At 35.0% G+C, this 17,678-nt stretch carries 13 protein-coding genes; 9 read left to right on the plus strand and 4 right to left on the minus strand.

Annotation, left to right across the window (positions count from 1 at the left end; all coding sequences use genetic code 11):
* Positions 1-150 precede the first annotated feature (150 nt).
* From nqrC to H0V01_10120, 5 genes are all read left to right on the plus strand, one after another.
* Positions 151-993: an NADH:ubiquinone reductase (Na(+)-transporting) subunit C gene (nqrC, locus tag H0V01_10100; protein ID MBA2583721.1), complete on the plus strand. Its 843-nt coding sequence runs from the start codon at positions 151-153 to the stop codon at positions 991-993.
* A 14-nt stretch (positions 994-1,007) separates the two neighbouring features.
* Entirely contained in the window at positions 1,008-1,685 is a 678-nt protein-coding gene (locus H0V01_10105; GenBank protein ID MBA2583722.1) for an NADH:ubiquinone reductase (Na(+)-transporting) subunit D, read from the plus strand.
* Between the two features lie 18 nt (positions 1,686-1,703).
* Positions 1,704-2,318 carry an NADH:ubiquinone reductase (Na(+)-transporting) subunit E gene (nqrE, locus tag H0V01_10110; protein MBA2583723.1) on the plus strand — a complete coding sequence of 205 codons (615 nt, stop codon included), beginning with the start codon at positions 1,704-1,706 and terminating at the stop codon, positions 2,316-2,318.
* Positions 2,319-2,333: 15 nt separating this feature from the next.
* A complete protein-coding gene (locus H0V01_10115) occupies positions 2,334-3,596 on the plus strand; it encodes an NADH:ubiquinone reductase (Na(+)-transporting) subunit F (protein MBA2583724.1) in 1,263 nt (420 codons plus the stop codon).
* A 105-nt stretch (positions 3,597-3,701) separates the two neighbouring features.
* Positions 3,702-4,742, plus strand: coding sequence for an FAD:protein FMN transferase (locus H0V01_10120; GenBank protein MBA2583725.1), 1,041 nt, complete (start codon positions 3,702-3,704; stop codon positions 4,740-4,742).
* On the opposite strand, the gene H0V01_10125 is transcribed toward H0V01_10120, so the two are convergent.
* The 3 genes from H0V01_10125 to H0V01_10135 form a co-directional block, all read right to left on the minus strand.
* Positions 4,697-4,930: a membrane or secreted protein gene (locus tag H0V01_10125; GenBank protein ID MBA2583726.1), complete on the minus strand. Its 234-nt coding sequence runs from the start codon at positions 4,928-4,930 to the stop codon at positions 4,697-4,699. The two genes, H0V01_10120 and H0V01_10125, sit on opposite strands and share 46 nt — an antisense overlap.
* Positions 4,931-5,063: 133 nt before the next feature.
* On the minus strand, positions 5,064-5,795 hold the full coding sequence (locus H0V01_10130) for a DUF2807 domain-containing protein (protein ID MBA2583727.1): 732 nt from the start codon (positions 5,793-5,795) through the stop codon (positions 5,064-5,066).
* A complete protein-coding gene (locus H0V01_10135; protein ID MBA2583728.1) occupies positions 5,792-6,889 on the minus strand; it encodes an acyloxyacyl hydrolase in 1,098 nt (365 codons plus the stop codon). The genes H0V01_10130 and H0V01_10135 overlap by 4 nt, the downstream gene beginning before the upstream one ends.
* A 104-nt stretch (positions 6,890-6,993) precedes the next feature.
* Here H0V01_10135 and H0V01_10140 point away from each other — a divergent pair, with 104 nt between their 5' ends.
* The 4 genes from H0V01_10140 to H0V01_10155 all read left to right on the plus strand — a co-directional run bounded on the left by H0V01_10140 (position 6,994) and on the right by H0V01_10155 (position 10,294).
* A complete protein-coding gene (locus tag H0V01_10140; GenBank protein MBA2583729.1) occupies positions 6,994-8,703 on the plus strand; it encodes a glycosyltransferase family 39 protein in 1,710 nt (569 codons plus the stop codon).
* Positions 8,704-8,746: 43 nt separating this feature from the next.
* Positions 8,747-9,526 carry a nucleoside triphosphate pyrophosphohydrolase gene (gene mazG, locus H0V01_10145; GenBank protein ID MBA2583730.1) on the plus strand — a complete coding sequence of 260 codons (780 nt, stop codon included), beginning with the start codon at positions 8,747-8,749 and terminating at the stop codon, positions 9,524-9,526.
* A 139-nt stretch (positions 9,527-9,665) separates the two neighbouring features.
* The gene (locus tag H0V01_10150; GenBank protein MBA2583731.1) at positions 9,666-9,983 is read left to right on the plus strand and encodes a thioredoxin family protein; all 318 of its coding nucleotides are present in this window, start codon (positions 9,666-9,668) and stop codon (positions 9,981-9,983) included.
* A 68-nt stretch (positions 9,984-10,051) separates the two neighbouring features.
* Positions 10,052-10,294: a hypothetical protein gene (locus tag H0V01_10155; protein MBA2583732.1), complete on the plus strand. Its 243-nt coding sequence runs from the start codon at positions 10,052-10,054 to the stop codon at positions 10,292-10,294.
* Positions 10,295-10,422: 128 nt separating this feature from the next.
* Here the strand turns inward: H0V01_10155 and H0V01_10160 are convergent, their stop codons facing one another.
* Positions 10,423-17,466: a T9SS type A sorting domain-containing protein gene (locus tag H0V01_10160; GenBank protein ID MBA2583733.1), complete on the minus strand. Its 7,044-nt coding sequence runs from the start codon at positions 17,464-17,466 to the stop codon at positions 10,423-10,425.
* Positions 17,467-17,678: the final 212 nt, after the last annotated feature.

A 17,678-nucleotide genomic window follows, 5' to 3' on the forward strand; every position in this document is an offset into this window, starting at 1 on the left:
AAACATTAACAGAAGACTTAAAAGAATCAGCATAAAAGCTTAATTTAATTATATGAAATAGCCATGCACGAACCGTTCACAAACGCTAATGAATATAACATGGCTATCCCGATAAATCGGGATGACATTTAAAAAACAAATTATCTACATATGAATAAGAATAGTAATATATACACATTTGGTTTTTCTGCTGCATTGGTTATTGTTGTAGGATTACTTCTTGCCTCTGCTGCAATTGGTTTAAAACCATTCCAGTCTGCGAATGTAAGGATTGAGAAAATGCAGGATATTATTGGCTCTGTTGGAATTTCAGCTACCCCTGCACAGGCGGAAGAAAAATTTAACTCAATTATTAAGGAGCAACTGGTATTAACAAGTGAGGGTAAAGTGGTGGATGGTGCAGAGTATACAGCCTTTGATATAGATTTATCAAAAGAAATTAAAAAGCCACATGAAAAAAGACAATATCCCTTATTTATAGCAAATTTGGATGATAAGAAGTTTTTCATTGTTCCAATGCGTGGAAAAGGATTGTGGGGACCTATTTGGGGTTATATTGCTCTTGATGCATCTATGAATGTTTTCAATGTATATGGAGCAAAATTCGACCATAAATCAGAAACACCTGGACTTGGTGCTGAAATAAACACTACTGAATTTCAAAAACAGTTTGTTGATAAACTGATATTTGATGAAGGTGGAAATTATAAGCCAATTAAAGCAATTAAAGGTGGTGTTGCTGCTGGAGATATGCATGCTGTTGATGCAATTTCCGGAGGAACAATTACCAGCAATGGAGTGAATGAAATGATAAAAAGAACCCTTGAAATTTATGTTCCCTTTTTTAAAGAATACACAACCACTGGATTAGAAACAATCCCTGCTGAACAAGTGGAGGATGCAGAAACCATATCTCCAGATGCTGCAGGAGGGGTTTCTGCAGAGGAGGGTGCTGAGAGTGAAACAGAAGAATTAAAAAAAGATTCAAAATAGTAAATCGTATTTATATGAGTACTGAAACAACAACTGTAGTAAAAGTGGAGAAAAAAAGCGAACCTTTATTTTCTCCTAAAAACAAAAAATTAATGTCAGATCCATTAAACGATAGTAATCCAATTACTGTCCAGGTTTTAGGAATTTGTTCTGCCCTTGCAATTACTGTACAGGTAAAACAAGCCCTGGTAATGGCTGTATCTGTTCTTGTTGTACTTATTTGTGCAAACGTTATTATCTCTGTAATGAGAAATATTATTCCTGATAGGGTTCGTATTATTGTTCAACTTGTTGTTGTGGCATCCCTTGTTATATTGGTAGATCAGGTATTAAAGGCTTTTGTTTATGATGTAAGTAAAGCGCTTTCTGTTTTTGTTGGGTTGATAATCACTAACTGTATTATTATGGGAAGATTAGAAGCATTTGCTCTTGCTAACAAACCCTGGCCCTCATTATTAGATGGAATAGGAAATGGCGTAGGTTATGGAGCAATATTAATTATTGTTGCTTTTTTCAGAGAGTTATTAGGTTCAGGTGATATTTTTGGTTATCAAATTATACCCTCTTCATTTTATGAAGCAGGTTACTTCAATAATGGATTTATGATTCTGCCGCCTATGGCTCTTATAACTGTTGGTATTATAATTTGGGTGCAAAGGAGTAAAAACACTAAACTGATTGAGTCTCATTAATTCGTAATTATTTTTTTTATGGAACATATAAATATTTTCGTCAAGTCCATTTTTATTGACAATATGATCTTCGCATACTTCTTGGGTATGTGTTCTTATCTCGCTGTTTCAAAAACTGTTAAAACAGGTGTAGGCCTTGGTGTTGCTGTGATTTTTGTTCTAGGTGTTACCGTTCCGGTTAATTACCTGCTTGAAAATTATATACTTCGTGAAGGAGCTCTTGCCTGGATGGGTCCTGAGTTTGCCGCTATTGATTTGAGTTTTTTGAGTTTTATTATGTTTATTGCAGTAATTGCCTCAATAGTACAGCTTGTTGAGATGGCAGTAGAGAAATTTGCACCTGCTCTTTATGGTGCACTTGGAATCTTTCTTCCCCTTATTGCTGTAAATTGTTCGATTTTAGGTGGAGCATTATTTATGCAGGAAAGAGATTATGCAGGCCTTTCACAGGCTACTGTTTTTGGATTGGGCTCTGGAGTTGGTTGGTTTTTGGCTATTGTAGCTATTGCTGCAATTAGAGAAAAAATACGTTATTCCAATGTGCCTCCTGCTTTAAGGGGATTGGGCATTACCTTTATCATTACAGGTTTGATGGGTATTGCATTTATGAGTTTTATGGGTATTGAATTATAATAATAAATTGCTATGATGATTTTAGCTGTTGAAACAATAACATTGATTGCCAGTGTTTCGGTATTTTTAATATTCGTATTACTATTGGTCTCTGTAATCCTTTTTGCAAAGTCTAAACTTTCGCCTTCAGGGCCAGTACGACTTACAATAAATGGACAGGAACCCATAGTTGTGGATGGAGGATCAACCATATTGACCACTTTGGGAAATCATAAAATTTTTCTTCCATCAGCCTGTGGTGGCGGTGGTACTTGTGCTATGTGTAAATGCCAGGTTTTAGAAGGTGGAGGAGAAATTCTCCCTACAGAGGAGCCTTATTTCTCACGAAAAGAAATAGCAAACAACTGGAGACTTGGTTGCCAGGTAAAGGTAAAGCAAGACATGATAATTAAAATTCCAGAGGAAATATTTGGGATAAAAAAGTGGGAATGCGAAGTTGTTTCCAATGATAACGTTGCAACGTATATAAAAGAATTTGTTGTTAAATTACCTGAAGGAGAATTCCTTGAATTTGAATCTGGTGGTTACATTCAGCTTGATGTTCCAGCTTTGGTTGTTGATTTCAAAACAGAGTTATATAATATTCCGGATAAATTCCGTGACGATTACGATAAATTCAATATTTGGGGGCTTACCATGAAAAATCCTGAACCTATTTTTAGGGCTTATTCAATGGCAAACCACCCTGCTGAAGGAAATATTGTAATGCTTAATATTAGACTTGCTACTCCTCCCTGGGATAGAAAAGCAAATAAATTTATGGACGTAAATCCTGGTATTTGTTCTTCTTATGTTTTCTCCAGAAAACCTGGTGACAAAGTTGTGGTTTCTGGTCCTTATGGTGAATTCCATATCAAGCATACTAAAAAGGAGATGATATATATTGGAGGTGGTGCAGGTATGGCTCCTTTAAGATCTCATTTGTTTCATCTTTTCCATACAGAAAAATGTACCGACAGAAAAATTTCATACTGGTATGGTGGTCGGTCATTGAGAGAGGTTTTTTATACTGAACATTTTAGGTCAATTGAAAAAGATTTTTCAAATTTCACTTATAACATTGCACTTTCAGAACCACTACCTGAAGATAATTGGACAGGGTATGTTGGATTTATTCATATGGTTCTTTTGGAAAATTACCTTAAAGAGCATCCTGAACCTGAAGAAATTGAATATTATCTTTGTGGTCCTCCAATGATGAACGCGGCTGTTTTTAAAATGCTGGATGATCTTGGTGTTCCCCCTGAAAATATCGCATTTGATGATTTTGGTGGTTAACAGAATACTCCAAGAGTAATTAACTTGTTTTTTTCATACTAAATCCTGAATTCTTGTAGTTAGAATTCAGGATTTAGCTTTTTATTTATCCGCTATTATATAAAAATGATATCAATTGTAAATTATTCAAATTCAATATTTAGATCCATAGGTTTTCTCATCCTGCTTGTTGGCTTCTTATTTAATTCATGTAATAATGCCGCTGAGAGTAAAAAAATCATTCAGGGCCATGCACAAGGCACTACGTATAGCATTTCTTATTATTCTAAAGATAAAGTGATTTTAAAGGCTGAAATTGATTCTTTGCTTGACAACTTTGATCTTTCCCTTTCAACATATGTACCCCATTCTATTGTATCTCGGATAAATAACAACGATTCCACAGTAATTGTTGATAATTACTTTACAATTGTTTTTGAAAAATCTATGGAGTTGGCAGAACTTAGTCACGGTTATTTTGATGTAACTATAGCTCCTGTTGTAAATGCCTGGGGCTTTGGATTTAATTCTAAGTCAGAGGTGGATAGTTCAACAATAGCTCAACTCCTTAATATTGTTGGTTATAAGAAGGTGAAACTTGAAGATAAGCATGTAATTAAAGAGAATATAAATACAATGTTGGATTTTAATGCCATAGCCCAGGGATATTCTGTAGATGTGCTTGCCCAATATTTTCAACTAAAAGGCATTAAAGATTTTTTAATTGAAATAGGAGGTGAAACAAGAGCTTCTGGTTATAAACCGAATACCGAATCCTGGAAAGTTGGAATTGACAAACCCTTAGAAAATCCAGAACAAAGGCAATTAACTGCTCGTGTAAAGCTCAATGATAAAGCTTTGGCTACATCAGGAAATTACCGTAAATTTTATGAAGAAAATGGAAATAAGTTTTCACATACAATTAACCCTCATACGGGGTTTCCGGCCAGGAATAACCTCTTAAGTGCAACAGTTATTGCTGCTGATTGTATGAGTGCAGATGCATTCGCCACTCTTTTTATGGTAATTGGGATGGAAAGAAGTCTCGAGTTTATTAAAAACCATGAGGAATTATACCTTGAAGTATACTTTATATATGATGACAATGGTAAGATGAAAAGTTATTTTTCAGAAGGACTTTTGGAATCCCTTGAGGAATTTAATTGATCAGGGGCTTTACATTGTTCCTCTGGCCTTGCTCCACATATTCCACAACTGGCACCCTCTTTTTGAACCAATGGATTATTGCTGCTGCATGTTCCTGCAAATTTCCCATCTTTTTTCACCAGGATTTTTATTGCTATACCTGCAAATGCAAGTGCCAAAAGGGCTATGGCTATTAGGATTAATTGCATAATTATTGTTAAAAAAAGGAATTTATAAACTTGTTAAAAGCTCTATGTTATTGTATAATATTTAAACGTAAATGTAGGCATTAGTAATGCTTACTCCATTTATTATTTACCAAAGAAGCTCAATAAAAGGAAATTAATTGAGGTTTTTAAGTGTTCCCTTTCCAGTTATATTCAACTTTGTAATGTCTGGTTTTCCTAGGTAATAAACATCTCCTGAACCGATTATATTTACACCCAATTCTTTTTCCACATTAACATAAATATTACCAGTTGTATTACTATGCAAATAGGTATAACCTGTAACTAAGTTTTCGCACTGCATAAAGCAGTTTCCTGTACTGTATATCTCACTAACTGCCGCTTTTCCAGATAAATTAATTCCTCCAGAACCATATATTTGGGTATATAAATATCCTGCATCGATTTCAAGATTAATATCTCCAATTCCTGAATTAACCATTCTTACTCTTTCTAATACCAAGGTGTTTAAACTGAAAATATCCCCAGAGCCGGCTAAATTTAAATGCTTTAAATCAGAAATAGAAACAATTACATTTACAGGAGGTTTATAGCTTCTCATGAAATTACACCTGTTGTTGTTGCGAATAATCAGTTTGTTGTTTTCAATTGACGTTTCAACAAGTGGGACAAGGTTTTTACCTGCTTCAACAACAATCGAGCTTACTGAATCATATTTAAGGTAAAGTGTAATATTGTTGTGGACTAAAATAGAATCAAAATCATTTACAGCTCTATGTTCTGTAATAATTTCTCCGGTACTTTTAACACAGTCATTCATGTTCTCCTTTTTGCAGGAAAAAAGAATTAAACTAAATGAGAAAAGAATATAATAAAAAGTTTTCATCGTTTTAAGGTATAACCTATTCCGTATTCAAAGTGGTCTGCAATTCCAAAATGAGTTTTAAGTGTAATATTGGCAATTAATCGATTATTAAATTTATACTTAAAACCCAGTCGGTGGTAAATTATACCTGAACGTACATCCACGTTATTCAAGTATAATCCTTGATTAATAAATAGTGATAACTTGTTAATGTTTAAGGTATAAGATAAATTAATGCCTGGTTGAAGAATAGCTGATTTCTTTTGAATAAAAATACTATCATATACGAGTTTGTCAAATAGCGAAGTGTTGTAAACCAAATCAAAACCTGTTCCCAGTGCAGATTTTCTACTTATGGCCTTGTCGAAAAGAATACGCATTGAATAAACTGAATATTTTTCGCCCTCCGCTTCAAGTGCTTTTATGCCCATTGTCCCGATTACTGAAATGTCCAAAGTCTTACTGTGTGGCAACAAGGGGCTTTTGACAGCTGTTTTTTTATCATCACCAATAAGCATTGATAATCCTGTGTTAAGAGTGACTATGTTAACCCCCAGATTGGGCATTTTATAGGCTCCATTAGAAAAATGAGTAAAGGCAAGGCCATTTTCTATGCTTATTTTCCTTGTTAATCGGATCCTGTTAAGTAATACAAAATTTACAGCCCCATTTAAATGGGAACTTACAGCTAAGTTTTTATGGTTTGTTAATACATCGAATGTAGTGGGAAAATAACCTAGTCCTGCCCCAATTCTAAGCCACATGGTACAGGCTTCGCTTTTGTTTAATTTAAAGTTAAGGTTAGGAATAATAGAATATACATTGCCTAATTGCTTTTTATTGGCAAGGTTTGCATACACGAATGCAATTCCCATTTCAGGAAAATTGTATAGTTGTTGCCATGGTTTTTCTCCAAATGTTGCTTTGCTTAAAGAGAACTCCAACATATAAGGATGGCCCTTTACCAAATGGCTCATGTTTTCCCTGTGAACCATAATAAAACCATAATGGCCTCTGAAATCAGCACGAAATACCGAACTGTTTTCCTGGGCAATTATGTTTTGAGACATAATTATTAGTGAAAAGAATAAAAGAGTAGTAAACCTTTGTATCATTTGTTTGGCAGACTTTTTAGCAAAATTATTAAAAAAGACAATATATAGCCCAACTTATCAGGCTATTACCGGAATAAAAATCTAATTTTGAAAAAAAATCATTTTTGAGCGCTTATTCAGAAAAAACTACGAAAAACATTAACCACCAAAGAACACTTTTAATTGTTCTTTCTGGATGGTTCTTGTTAAACCTTTTACAGGCCTATTTCACTGGCCTTATCCATGATGAGGCATATTACTGGGTGTATACAAAGCATTTGAATTGGGGTTATTTTGACCACCCACCGGGGGTTGCCTTATTCATTAAGGCCGGATACGCCTTATTGGGAGGTGAATTAGGCTTAAGATTAATGGTTGTAATTTCCAATACACTGGCCATTTGGATTATGTGGGAGCTGATTAAAAATTACACGAACAATATTAAATTATTCTTTCTTGTTGTTTTCTCAATTATTCTTGTTCATGTTGGAGGTTTTATTGCTGTTCCGGATACTGCTTTAATATTTTTCACAGCCGTGTTTTTTTATTTCTATCGTAAATATTTAAATGAAGATAATTTAAAATACACACTGATTTTAGCTGTAATAGTTGCTTGTATGCTTTACAGCAAATACCATGGAATTTTGGTTGTTTTTTTTACCCTTATTTCAAATCTTCAGCTTTTAAAAAGGAAAAGTTTCTGGGCAATTTCAATACTTGCCTTACTCTTGTTTTTTCCACATATTTATTGGCAATATCTAAATGGATTCCCTTCCTTAAAATATCATTTAGCGGGAAGATCCAAAGAAGCATATAACATTGAATTCACTCTTGCCTACCTTGGCGGACAACTATTAATTGCAGGGCCTTTGGCTGGAGTGTTTCTTTTTTATGCCTGTTGGAAGCAAAAGCCGGAAGATTTACTATTAAAAGGCCTTAAATATACATTCTGGGGAATTGTGTTGTTTTTTTTATTTTCAAGTTTTAAAGGTAGAGTAGAAGCAAACTGGACAGCAGCGGCTTTTATTCCCATGATTGTTCTTTCCACTGTTTACGCCTCAGAGAATTCAAGGTTAAGGAATATTTTAAAAAAAATAGCTATTCCGGGAATTTTACTGATTTTTCTGTTTAGGATTTCTTTTGCTTTTAATTTTGTTCCTGATTTGTTTTTCATTCAAACAGAAGTTCATCACTGGGATACTTGGGCCAGACAAATTAAGAAAAAAGCCAAAGGAGCACCTGTTGTTTTTATGAATTCTTACCAAAAAGCTTCTAAATATAGTTTTTATACTGGTGATGAATCCTATTCATTGAATAATGTATACTACAGAAAAAATCAATATAATTTATGGAATGAAAAGGAAAGGTATTTTCAAGGAAAAAAGGTAATGTTCCTGCCAAGTTACCCCACTTCATATTCAAAAGAATTGGAAACAGTTTTGGGTACATATTATTATACTTTTATTGATAATTACCATTCCTTCGATTATATACATTGTGAGGTTGAAGAAAAGAAAATTCAAATGAATGCAGGAGATACTGTTATTTTAAAAGTAAGAATTACTAACACATCTGATTTCGTTGCTGATTTTAAGCCCCAGGATGATTTTTATGTTTTTTTAAGCCATACTATTGAACAAGGAAATAAAGTGTTGTACACCCAAACAGGTGATGTATTAAAGGAAAACCAACTCAAACCAGGAGATAGCTTTTATCAGCAAATTATATTCATAGCCCCTTTAGAAGTGGGTAAATATGATTTGATGATTTCCTTAAATTATCAAAATATTCTACCTACGCTAAATGGTGATTATATTAAATTAGAAGTGAAATAAAGACATCTTTAAACAATAAACAGAAAGTAAAAAATTGCTTTTAATGATTACAAAAGACATGAAAGAAAAACTGGAAGCATTCGCAAGATTGCTCAATATAATGGATGAATTAAGGGAAAAATGCCCTTGGGATAAAAAGCAAACAATGGAAAGCCTGCGCCATTTAACTATTGAGGAAACTTATGAACTGGCTGATGCGATTTTGAAAAATGAAAAACAAGAGGTTAAAAAAGAACTTGGCGATATTTTGCTTCATATAGTTTTTTATGCACGCATAGCTTCAGAAACAAAGGAATTTGATATTGCTGATGTAATAAACTCTTTGTGTGAAAAACTAATAGTAAGGCATCCACATATTTATGGTAATGTTGAAGCATTAACAGAGGAACAGGTAAAGGAAAACTGGGAAAAGATCAAACTAAAAGAGGGTGCTAAGTCAGTACTAGCGGGAGTTCCCGTGTCTTTACCTGCACTGATAAAGGCATCAAGGATCCAGGATAAAGCAAAAGCAGTTGGGTTTGAATGGGAAAATAAAGACCAGGTATGGCAAAAAGTGGAAGAAGAAATTCAAGAATTTAAAGCTGAATTAAATTCAGGAGATAAGGCAAAAGCGGAGGAGGAATTTGGTGATCTTTTGTTTTCACTTGTCAATTACGCTCGCTTTATTGATATTAATGCTGAGGATGCCCTTGAAAGAACAAATTTGAAATTTATAAAACGATTTAATTATATTGAAGAGCAGGCCAAAAATACAAACCAGAAATTAGAGGAGATGACACTTGAAGAAATGGATAACTTATGGAATGAAGCAAAATTGATTTAAAACGGAAGAAGGAGTTGTTTTTTTGTATTGATGTAAATTTAATAAAGCTGTTTTTAGAATACATAATTAAAACGCTCAATTAAAATTTAATTAAAAACTACTTGTAATTTTGTATGTTCAACTTTAAACTTTAACAAAAATGGCAGTAACCACAGTAACCGACAAAGAATTTACTGAAATTCTTGAGCAAAACTCAAAAGTAATTGTTAAATATTTTGCAGACTGGTGTGGATCCTGCAAATTATTTTCTCCGAAATTTAAGCGGCTGTCCGAAGATGAGCGTTTTAAAGGAATTACTTTTGTAAACGTAAATGCAGAAGAAAATGAACAAGCACGTAAATTTTCTAATGTAGATAGTTTGCCTTTTTTTGCCATTGTAAAAGATGGGAAATTAGTTGAAGGATCAGCAACTTCTAAAGAAGAAAATGTGATTGAAATGTTGGAGAAGCTTTTATGAGAATAGACTTTTAATACCATTTACTTTGTAAACAATCAGCCAGGTACCTAATCAAAAACAAAAAAAAAATGAAACCAGCAGTTATTAAAAAATTAACAGAGGAACAAAGTTTAGATACTCTAATCAAGGCTGAAGAAGATATGCTGGAAGAGAAATTGCCCCTGATTGAAATAGAAGGTGATGACGAGGGTGAAAGATTAACCCATGTTATGGCTGCGATATGGATTTTAAAGGATATGGAAAAAAACAAAACCGATTATAGAACTTCCCTTAGAAATTATATGGGTAAGGTGAGAAAATCCATTAGTTAAGTTAATACTGACTCAAATTCAATGCATAAAAAAGGCTGAATCATAGTGGATTCAGCCTTTTTATTTAATATATTCTAAAACAAAATGACCGGTAATTAGCCCAATCTTCTTGTTACCTTGTTTGATAACTATTGTAACACCAATTTATGGATAGTTAATTCATCCCCGGTATTCAATTTCAAAAAGTAAACACCTCTTGCCAAATTATTCAAATTGATTTGTTTAATATAATGGTTAGGGGTGTTTTTATCTATTGCATTGTATACTTGCTTTCCATTTAAATCAACAATACTAATTAACAATTGTTCAAAGGTGGCGTTGCTTATTGCAATGTTGAACATGCCAATTGTTGGATTTGGATAAATTACAAATGCAGCTTTGGTACTTTCCTTTATATCTGTGCAGATATCAACTATAATTTGTTCAGTAACTGAGTTTGAACAAAGATTGGAGCCTGTAACTGTATAAGTAATGCCATATGTTCCGCCTCCTACTGCTGTTGGATCAAACATTCCCCCTGAAACACCAGGGCCAGAATAAACACCACCGGAAGGAGAACCACCGGTTAAAGCAAAGGAAGTTCCATTATCACACACAGGTGAAGTAAAGGCATCAAAACTAACAGTAGGCAGATCATCAATAGTCACCTCAATAGAAGCATTGCTAGCACAACCTGTATTAGGTTCAGTTACCATTACTGAATAAGTTCCATTGGTGGTTACCAGCAGTGTTTGATCTGTTGTAAGATCATTCCAAACATAACCCATTCCAGGATTTTCGGCATCCAATAAAACAGTTCCACCGCATTGAGTGATATCTGAACCAAGATTGATAACCGGATTTGGGTTTATCATTACTTCTACAGTATCTGCATTACTGCATTCTGTAGCAGGATCAGTTACTGTAACTGAATAAGATCCACTTAAAGATACAGTTAACGTTTGATTTGTTGTTAAATCATTCCATTCATAATCCATTCCTGGGTTTTCTGCATCAATTAAAATTGTGCCACCACATTGAATAATATCAGCACCAAGGTAAACAACAGGGATAGGGTTTACAATTACATCAATAGTATCTGAACTACTGCATCCAGTATTAGGGTTTGTAACTGTAACAGAATAAATCCCACTGGTGGATGCTGTGAGGGTTTGATTTGTTGTTAAATCATTCCATTCAAAATCCATTGATGTGTTCCCTGCATCTAATATTTCAGTTCCACAGGCAATAACATCAGCACCCAAATTTACAACAGGAGAGGTATTTACATCAATAGAAACATTATTTGTTGCAGTACAGCCATTACCATCCGTAATAATTAAAGAATACATTTCAGAAACTGCAGGATAAGCTATAGGATTTGCAATTGTTGAACTAGATAATGTATTTGTTGGTGTCCAGGCATATTGAATTGTACTTGAAACACCTCCAGTTATAGATAAATTATAATCTTCAAATTCACCGTAGCCAGTATTACTACATGATGCAGTAACACCTACAGCGGAGCTATATTGGCAAGCAACTCTCATACGAGTTATTCCATTAAGTGCAGTGGTTGGGATTGTTATACTACCTGTTGCACTATTTGGTGCTGTGAATGTTGTAGTTGTATTAAAAACACTTTCCGCGGCTTCAAAAACACCATTTTGATTAAAATCAATCCAGACCCTGAATTGTTGTCCAAATGCGCCGCCTGGGCTAATTGAAATTGGATATTGGGTTGTTCCATTAGCTATTGCATTGGCTGTTAAAGAACTATAGTACGTATAGCTATTAGCTGCATCTCCACTAAAGTTATTTGTAATACCTGCAAATGAAACATTATCAATATAATCACCAGTAGCTCCTGTAAAAGCCACTGTTGGAAAGCAATAAGTAGCTGAAGGCAATATTGCTACAATTTGAGCACTATCTCCTTCACAAATAATAGCGGGAGTTGAGGTAATTGAAGTAATTACAGGTGAGTTAGAAACATTAACCAGAACAGTATCAGTTGATGTGCATCCATTTAATCCTAATCCTGTAACAACATAGGTTGATGTAACAGAAGGAGAAGCCTCAACAACATCACCAGTGGTTGCTGAAAGCCCTTGGGCAGGTGACCAGGTATATGAATCTGCCCCAGAAGCAATTATTTCAACAGGACTTCCAGGGATACAATAGGTAACAGATGAAGGAGTAACTGTAACTGCAATAGGATTTATGGTCAATGTAACCTGATCTATCACTACTGAAGAGCAATTGTCAGTTAAAGTAAGTGTGTAAACACCTGCTTGAGCCATAGTAACCATATTTAAAATAGGATTTTGATCATTCGAAACAAATCCGTTTGGGCCTGTCCATGCATAAGTATATGGTAAACCACCTCCTAAAGCAGTTGAAATCAACGCAACAGTTGTACCCTCACACACCGTATCATTTGGTGAGATGTTAACCGATAAGGTTAAGGGATCCACATTCAGGGTAATTGTCTCAGCGGAAGTGCAGCTGGAATATTCAGCAGTAACAGTATATGTTGTTGCTGCTGTTACATTTTCTGCAAGAGGATTAGCTATATTGGTTGCCGATAAAAATGTTGCCGGAGACCAATTAAGATTCACATTTGGGGTTTGAGCAAAAACTATGTTTGGCCTTTGTGAAAATGTACCTGTAATTGCTATATTGGAACAAACACCGGGAGCATCTGCTCTAAAATGCAAGGTTGAAACAAAAGGTGTTGCAGATTGGGTTACACTTGCATTTTCAATATAAGCAGTGTTGTTAAAGCATGTTTCTACTATTATATTTGATGTGCCATCCCATACAAATTGGGTTGAAAAAACATGAGTATTAAGACCCATTACTGGAATGTAACTAGGTGAATTATATACAGTTGTTCCAAGAGTTGCCCATGAAGTCATTGCTGTTAGTGAAGTATGACCCATTTTTATCTCGTAATTTGTTAGTGGGGCACCAGCATTTGGGTTTGTAACTAATAAAGCCATTGATTTAATTGGACCTGCAACCATGCCTGAAGCAGTTAATTCAGATGCCAAAATAAGCATTTGGTGACGGGCTCCATACCAATAATTGCCATATGGTGCAGGATAGGTTGTTGTACTATTTGTTAAAACACCAGTTCCAATTTTGAATGTTTCTGAAATATTTACTTGTAGCTGAGAATTACCACCTGGACATATATCAGAAGGAGAGGCAGTTACTGAAGTAATTTCAGGAGGATTAGAAACACTAACAAGAACTGTATCAACAGCAATACAACCGTTTAATGCCAGACCTGAAACAATATAGTATGTTGATCCAGAAGGAGAGGCTTGAACAATATCACCTGAAGTTGACGAAAGCCCAGTACTTGGCGACCATGTATAAGTATCAGCACCCGTTGCGTTTAATTGAACTGCGCTTCCCCCTGTACAATATGTAACTGCTGAAGGTGTAACCGTAACTGATGAAGGGTTTATTGTTAAGGTCACCTGATCTGTAATTACTGTTGTGCAATTATCGGTTAAAGTAAGGGAATAAACACCTGCTGATGACATGGCAACTGAATTTAAAACAGGGTTTTGATCAGTAGAAGTAAATCCATTTGGCCCAGTCCAAGCGAAAGAATATGGACTTCCTCCGCCCACGGGTATTGAATTTAAGGTAACATTCGTGCCTTCACAAACAGTGTTATCCGGAGAAATGCTAACAGATAAGGATAAAGTACTAATATTTATTGAAACGGTTTCATTAGCAGTACAACCTGAATTGTCAGCAGTAACAGTATATGTAGTTGCAACTGTTACATTTTCTGCAAGAGGATCGTCTAAATCAGTTGCTGATAAAAATGTTGCTGGAGACCAAGTGAAATCAACACCAGCTTTTTGAGTAAAAAACAAGTTTGGTCGCTGTGAAAAAGTCCCGGTACTTGAAGAGCTAGAACATATATTTGATGCATCAGCCCTATAGTGTATTGTTGAAACAAAAGGTGTAGTAGATTGAGAAACACTTGCATTGCTGCTGTAATTAGTATTGTTGAAACAAGTTTCAACAATAACATTTGACACCCCATCCCAAACAAATGGAGTAGAGAAAACATGGGTATTAAGGCCTAAAACGGGACTGTAAGCAAGTGATGAATATACAGTTGTTCCCACAGTTTCCCAGCCAGTCATAGCTGAAATTGCAGAATTACCCATTTTAATGCTATAATTAGCAAGAGGGGCACCCCCGTTTAAATTAGTTACATTTAATGCCATTGATTTTATCGGACCTGCTACAAGGCCTGAAGCAGTTAATTCAGAGGCTAAAATAAGCATTTGATGTCGAGCTCCATACCAAAAGTTACCATAAGGCGCAGGATAGGTTGTGGATGAATTAGTAATAGTACCTGTTCCAATTTGGAAGGAAAAATCAGCAATATTTACCTGTAGCTGCGAATTATCACCTGGGCATATGTCAGATGGAGAAGCAGTTACAGATGTAATACTTGGAGTTATTGCAGTAGTAACAATTGCATTAGCTGAACTTGAACATCCATTTACACTTAACCCAGTTACCGTATATTGTGTAGATGCGATAGGAGATGCATTCACACTATTTCCGGTAGTAGTGGATAGTCCATTAGCTGGTGACCATATATATGTACTAGCACCTGAGGCTTCTAATGATATTGGGGTTCCCTGAAGGCAAAAAGTGCTTGTGGTTGGTGTAACCGTAATTATTGGTAATGGATTTACTGTTACTACTGCTTCATTGGATAAGTCAGTTAAAGGCCCATTACTACATGTAGTTTCCATTACAAAATAATAAGTTCCAGTTGTTAAAATACCGGATGTGAAATTTGTTGTGGTTTCACCTGAACCGCCTAATGCATTTGAGTATGGTCCTCCCTGAGTTGAGGAAACTTTCCATTGATATGAAATTCCGATTTCAGCTGTAGCACCCATGGAGCTTAATGCACGGGTTTGTCCATCACAAATATTATATGTGCCTGGAGTAATTGTACCTCCATCTGCAGTTGAACATGAGCTTAAGATATATTCATCAGCCCCAATATTTGGAGTACTCATATTTCTTGCTTCCCCGTCTATATCTGTTGAAATCCAGGTTATGCCTGACATACTAGCTAATCCAAATAAATTTAAACTTAAAGTATGTAAATCATTTTCATTATTTATAAATTCAGGATTTGAAGAAATTGAATTTGCATCAATAGCTGTTGCAGGGGTGGTAATAGCCATATCCCAATCAGAAATAGTTGCACGGTCAGAAGCATTTGTTAATGCAGTAAAACCATTTGTTGGATTTGCTATGTAATAATCATTATTGTCAACCACAGATGTAGATGATCCCATGGCTGCAGTAGCTGTTGAGTAAATACAATAATGTTTTGCTATTCCTGCCTGAGCATTTGTATAGTTTGCAAATATATTGCTCCTTACATTGTTAGTAGTGGTTGATCCTCCTAAAGCAAAACAAACATTAGATGCAGTTAAAGATTGACTTCCATTAATACTTATTGAATTAAAATTAATATCATAAGTGCTTGTTGCATCCCCTGTTCCCACAAGCATGCCTGTTAATATTCTGGTTGCAGTAGCTGCTCCAGTGTACGCTGAGGAAATATCACTGATAAAGTTATTGTATATTTTCAAATTATGTGTACCTGTGGTGCTAAGGGATAGATCCATCCCTCTTTGCATATTAGTAGAGGTTGTTGAAGTATTTCTTATTCCATAAACCTTGTTGTTGTTAACATGAGAAACGCCTTGTCCTGCATTAACAAAAATGCCACGCTTTAAACCAGTAGAGGTTAAATTTCTTACTGTATTATTACTTATTGTTGCATTATTTTGGTTAAGAAATTGAATTCCATAGGCATCAATAGCTCCTGTACCTATACTTCCATTTGGTGTTCCACTATAACTAGCCCCGATTAAAGATTTTTGCACAATGTTTGACAAGCCAGGAAAAGCAGCCGCACCAGAGGTAATTAAAATACCTCCAAGTCCGCAATTCTCAATATATACGCTATCGATTAAATTGTTGTTGTTTGCTCCTGAAGCTGAGGTAGGAGTAAATCCACCACCCGTAGTTGATGAGGAAACAAGTATTCCAATTGCTACATTTCTTGTAATATTTAAAGAAACAGAACAATTCTTGATAATATTGTTAGATGAACCATCCGTTGCGCTGGCGTTTCTTAATAGATAACCATATTCCATTTGGGTAGTATTGTTGATATTTGAGGAATGATCCTTAACATCTATTCCATCAAAAGTAAAGTAATCTCCTCCCATTAGGGAAATACCTGCATCAGTAACACCTACTCCTGTTAATCCCCTTATAACTGGATTGTCTCCAAGGCCTGATTTTTGAAATGTTATGGTATTTAAAGCTGTACCACTAGCTGTAACAACAGGAGGTAATTCATCGAAAACTTGCCCTGCAGTTACATTAAAAACAAGTGCATTGTTTATTCCACAGACGTAAGCAGAATTTAACCAGTTAATAGCAGAAGTAAATGAGTTAAAGTTATTGCCGGATGTAGGCAGTGTATTATCTATAGTAAAGGTGCCAATTGTTGGGGAAAATGAAGTAGCTGATGTTAATGAAATGTTATCAATGGCAGCCGAAGGGTTAGTTCCAATTGATCCATCATTTTTCCATGTGAAAATTAATCTTAATGTATTTGGTCCTGCACAATTTCCTGCAAGGGATGAGGGAATAATAATGGTTTTAGACTGAACTGTTGCTGAATTCCATGCTCTTCCGATTTCAATTGCAGGAGCATTCAAAACATTTAAACCAAGACTTACACTAGATGCTGTTGGGATGTACGAAATAGGAGCTAAGGAAACAATTACTCCATCCCAAAAGGTTGATTCACCTAATCCCTGCCAATCAAAAACAAGTTTAATTGCAGTTTCTCCTGTAGGAAATGTAACATCTCTGTAGAAATGAACTACGGATATAGAATTATTAGTATAGGCATGAGTAACCCCATTATTATCGCTAATAAATGCACTACTATTTGGAAATGAAGCAGGAGCAGTTCCTATATGCCATTTATTTGTTAACGATCCATTTGCAACTGTCCATCCATTGTCAGTAAAAGTGGGGCCATTTGAAAACCCTCCATCTCCAGAAGCATCAATTAAAACGGTTTGTGCATTTAACGATAAAATCATTAATAAACACGTTGAAAATAGCGTCAATAGAGCTTTAGCGGTGTAATTTTTTTTCATATATTCTGGTTTTTGATTATTTCTGAATGATCAAATATAATTTTTTTTTCTTCAATTTCGTGCTAAAAGTTATTAACTAAGAGATTAATTATGAATATTATGCACTGAAAAATTCGATTAAGGCCAAATAAAAAAGGCTGAATCTATGATTCAGC

Source organism: Bacteroidota bacterium, from assembly GCA_013696965.1.
GTDB lineage: Bacteria > Bacteroidota > Bacteroidia > JACCXN01 > JACCXN01 > JACCXN01.

Bases quoted from the DNA above. Each gene is read 5' to 3' on its own strand.
- nqrC (MBA2583721.1), top strand. From the start codon at position 151: ATGAATAAGAATAGTAATATATACACATTTGGTTTTTCTGCTGCATTG.
- H0V01_10105 (MBA2583722.1), top strand. From the start codon at position 1,008: ATGAGTACTGAAACAACAACTGTAGTAAAAGTGGAGAAAAAAAGCGAA.
- nqrE (MBA2583723.1), top strand. From the start codon at position 1,704: ATGGAACATATAAATATTTTCGTCAAGTCCATTTTTATTGACAATATG.
- H0V01_10115 (MBA2583724.1), top strand. From the start codon at position 2,334: ATGATTTTAGCTGTTGAAACAATAACATTGATTGCCAGTGTTTCGGTA.
- H0V01_10120 (MBA2583725.1), top strand. From the start codon at position 3,702: ATGATATCAATTGTAAATTATTCAAATTCAATATTTAGATCCATAGGT.
- H0V01_10125 (MBA2583726.1), bottom strand. From the start codon at position 4,930: ATGCAATTAATCCTAATAGCCATAGCCCTTTTGGCACTTGCATTTGCA.
- H0V01_10130 (MBA2583727.1), bottom strand. From the start codon at position 5,795: ATGAAAACTTTTTATTATATTCTTTTCTCATTTAGTTTAATTCTTTTT.
- H0V01_10135 (MBA2583728.1), bottom strand. From the start codon at position 6,889: ATGATACAAAGGTTTACTACTCTTTTATTCTTTTCACTAATAATTATG.
- mazG (MBA2583730.1), top strand. From the start codon at position 8,747: ATGATTACAAAAGACATGAAAGAAAAACTGGAAGCATTCGCAAGATTG.
- H0V01_10150 (MBA2583731.1), top strand. From the start codon at position 9,666: ATGGCAGTAACCACAGTAACCGACAAAGAATTTACTGAAATTCTTGAG.
- H0V01_10155 (MBA2583732.1), top strand. From the start codon at position 10,052: ATGAAACCAGCAGTTATTAAAAAATTAACAGAGGAACAAAGTTTAGAT.
- H0V01_10160 (MBA2583733.1), bottom strand. From the start codon at position 17,466: ATGATTTTATCGTTAAATGCACAAACCGTTTTAATTGATGCTTCTGGA.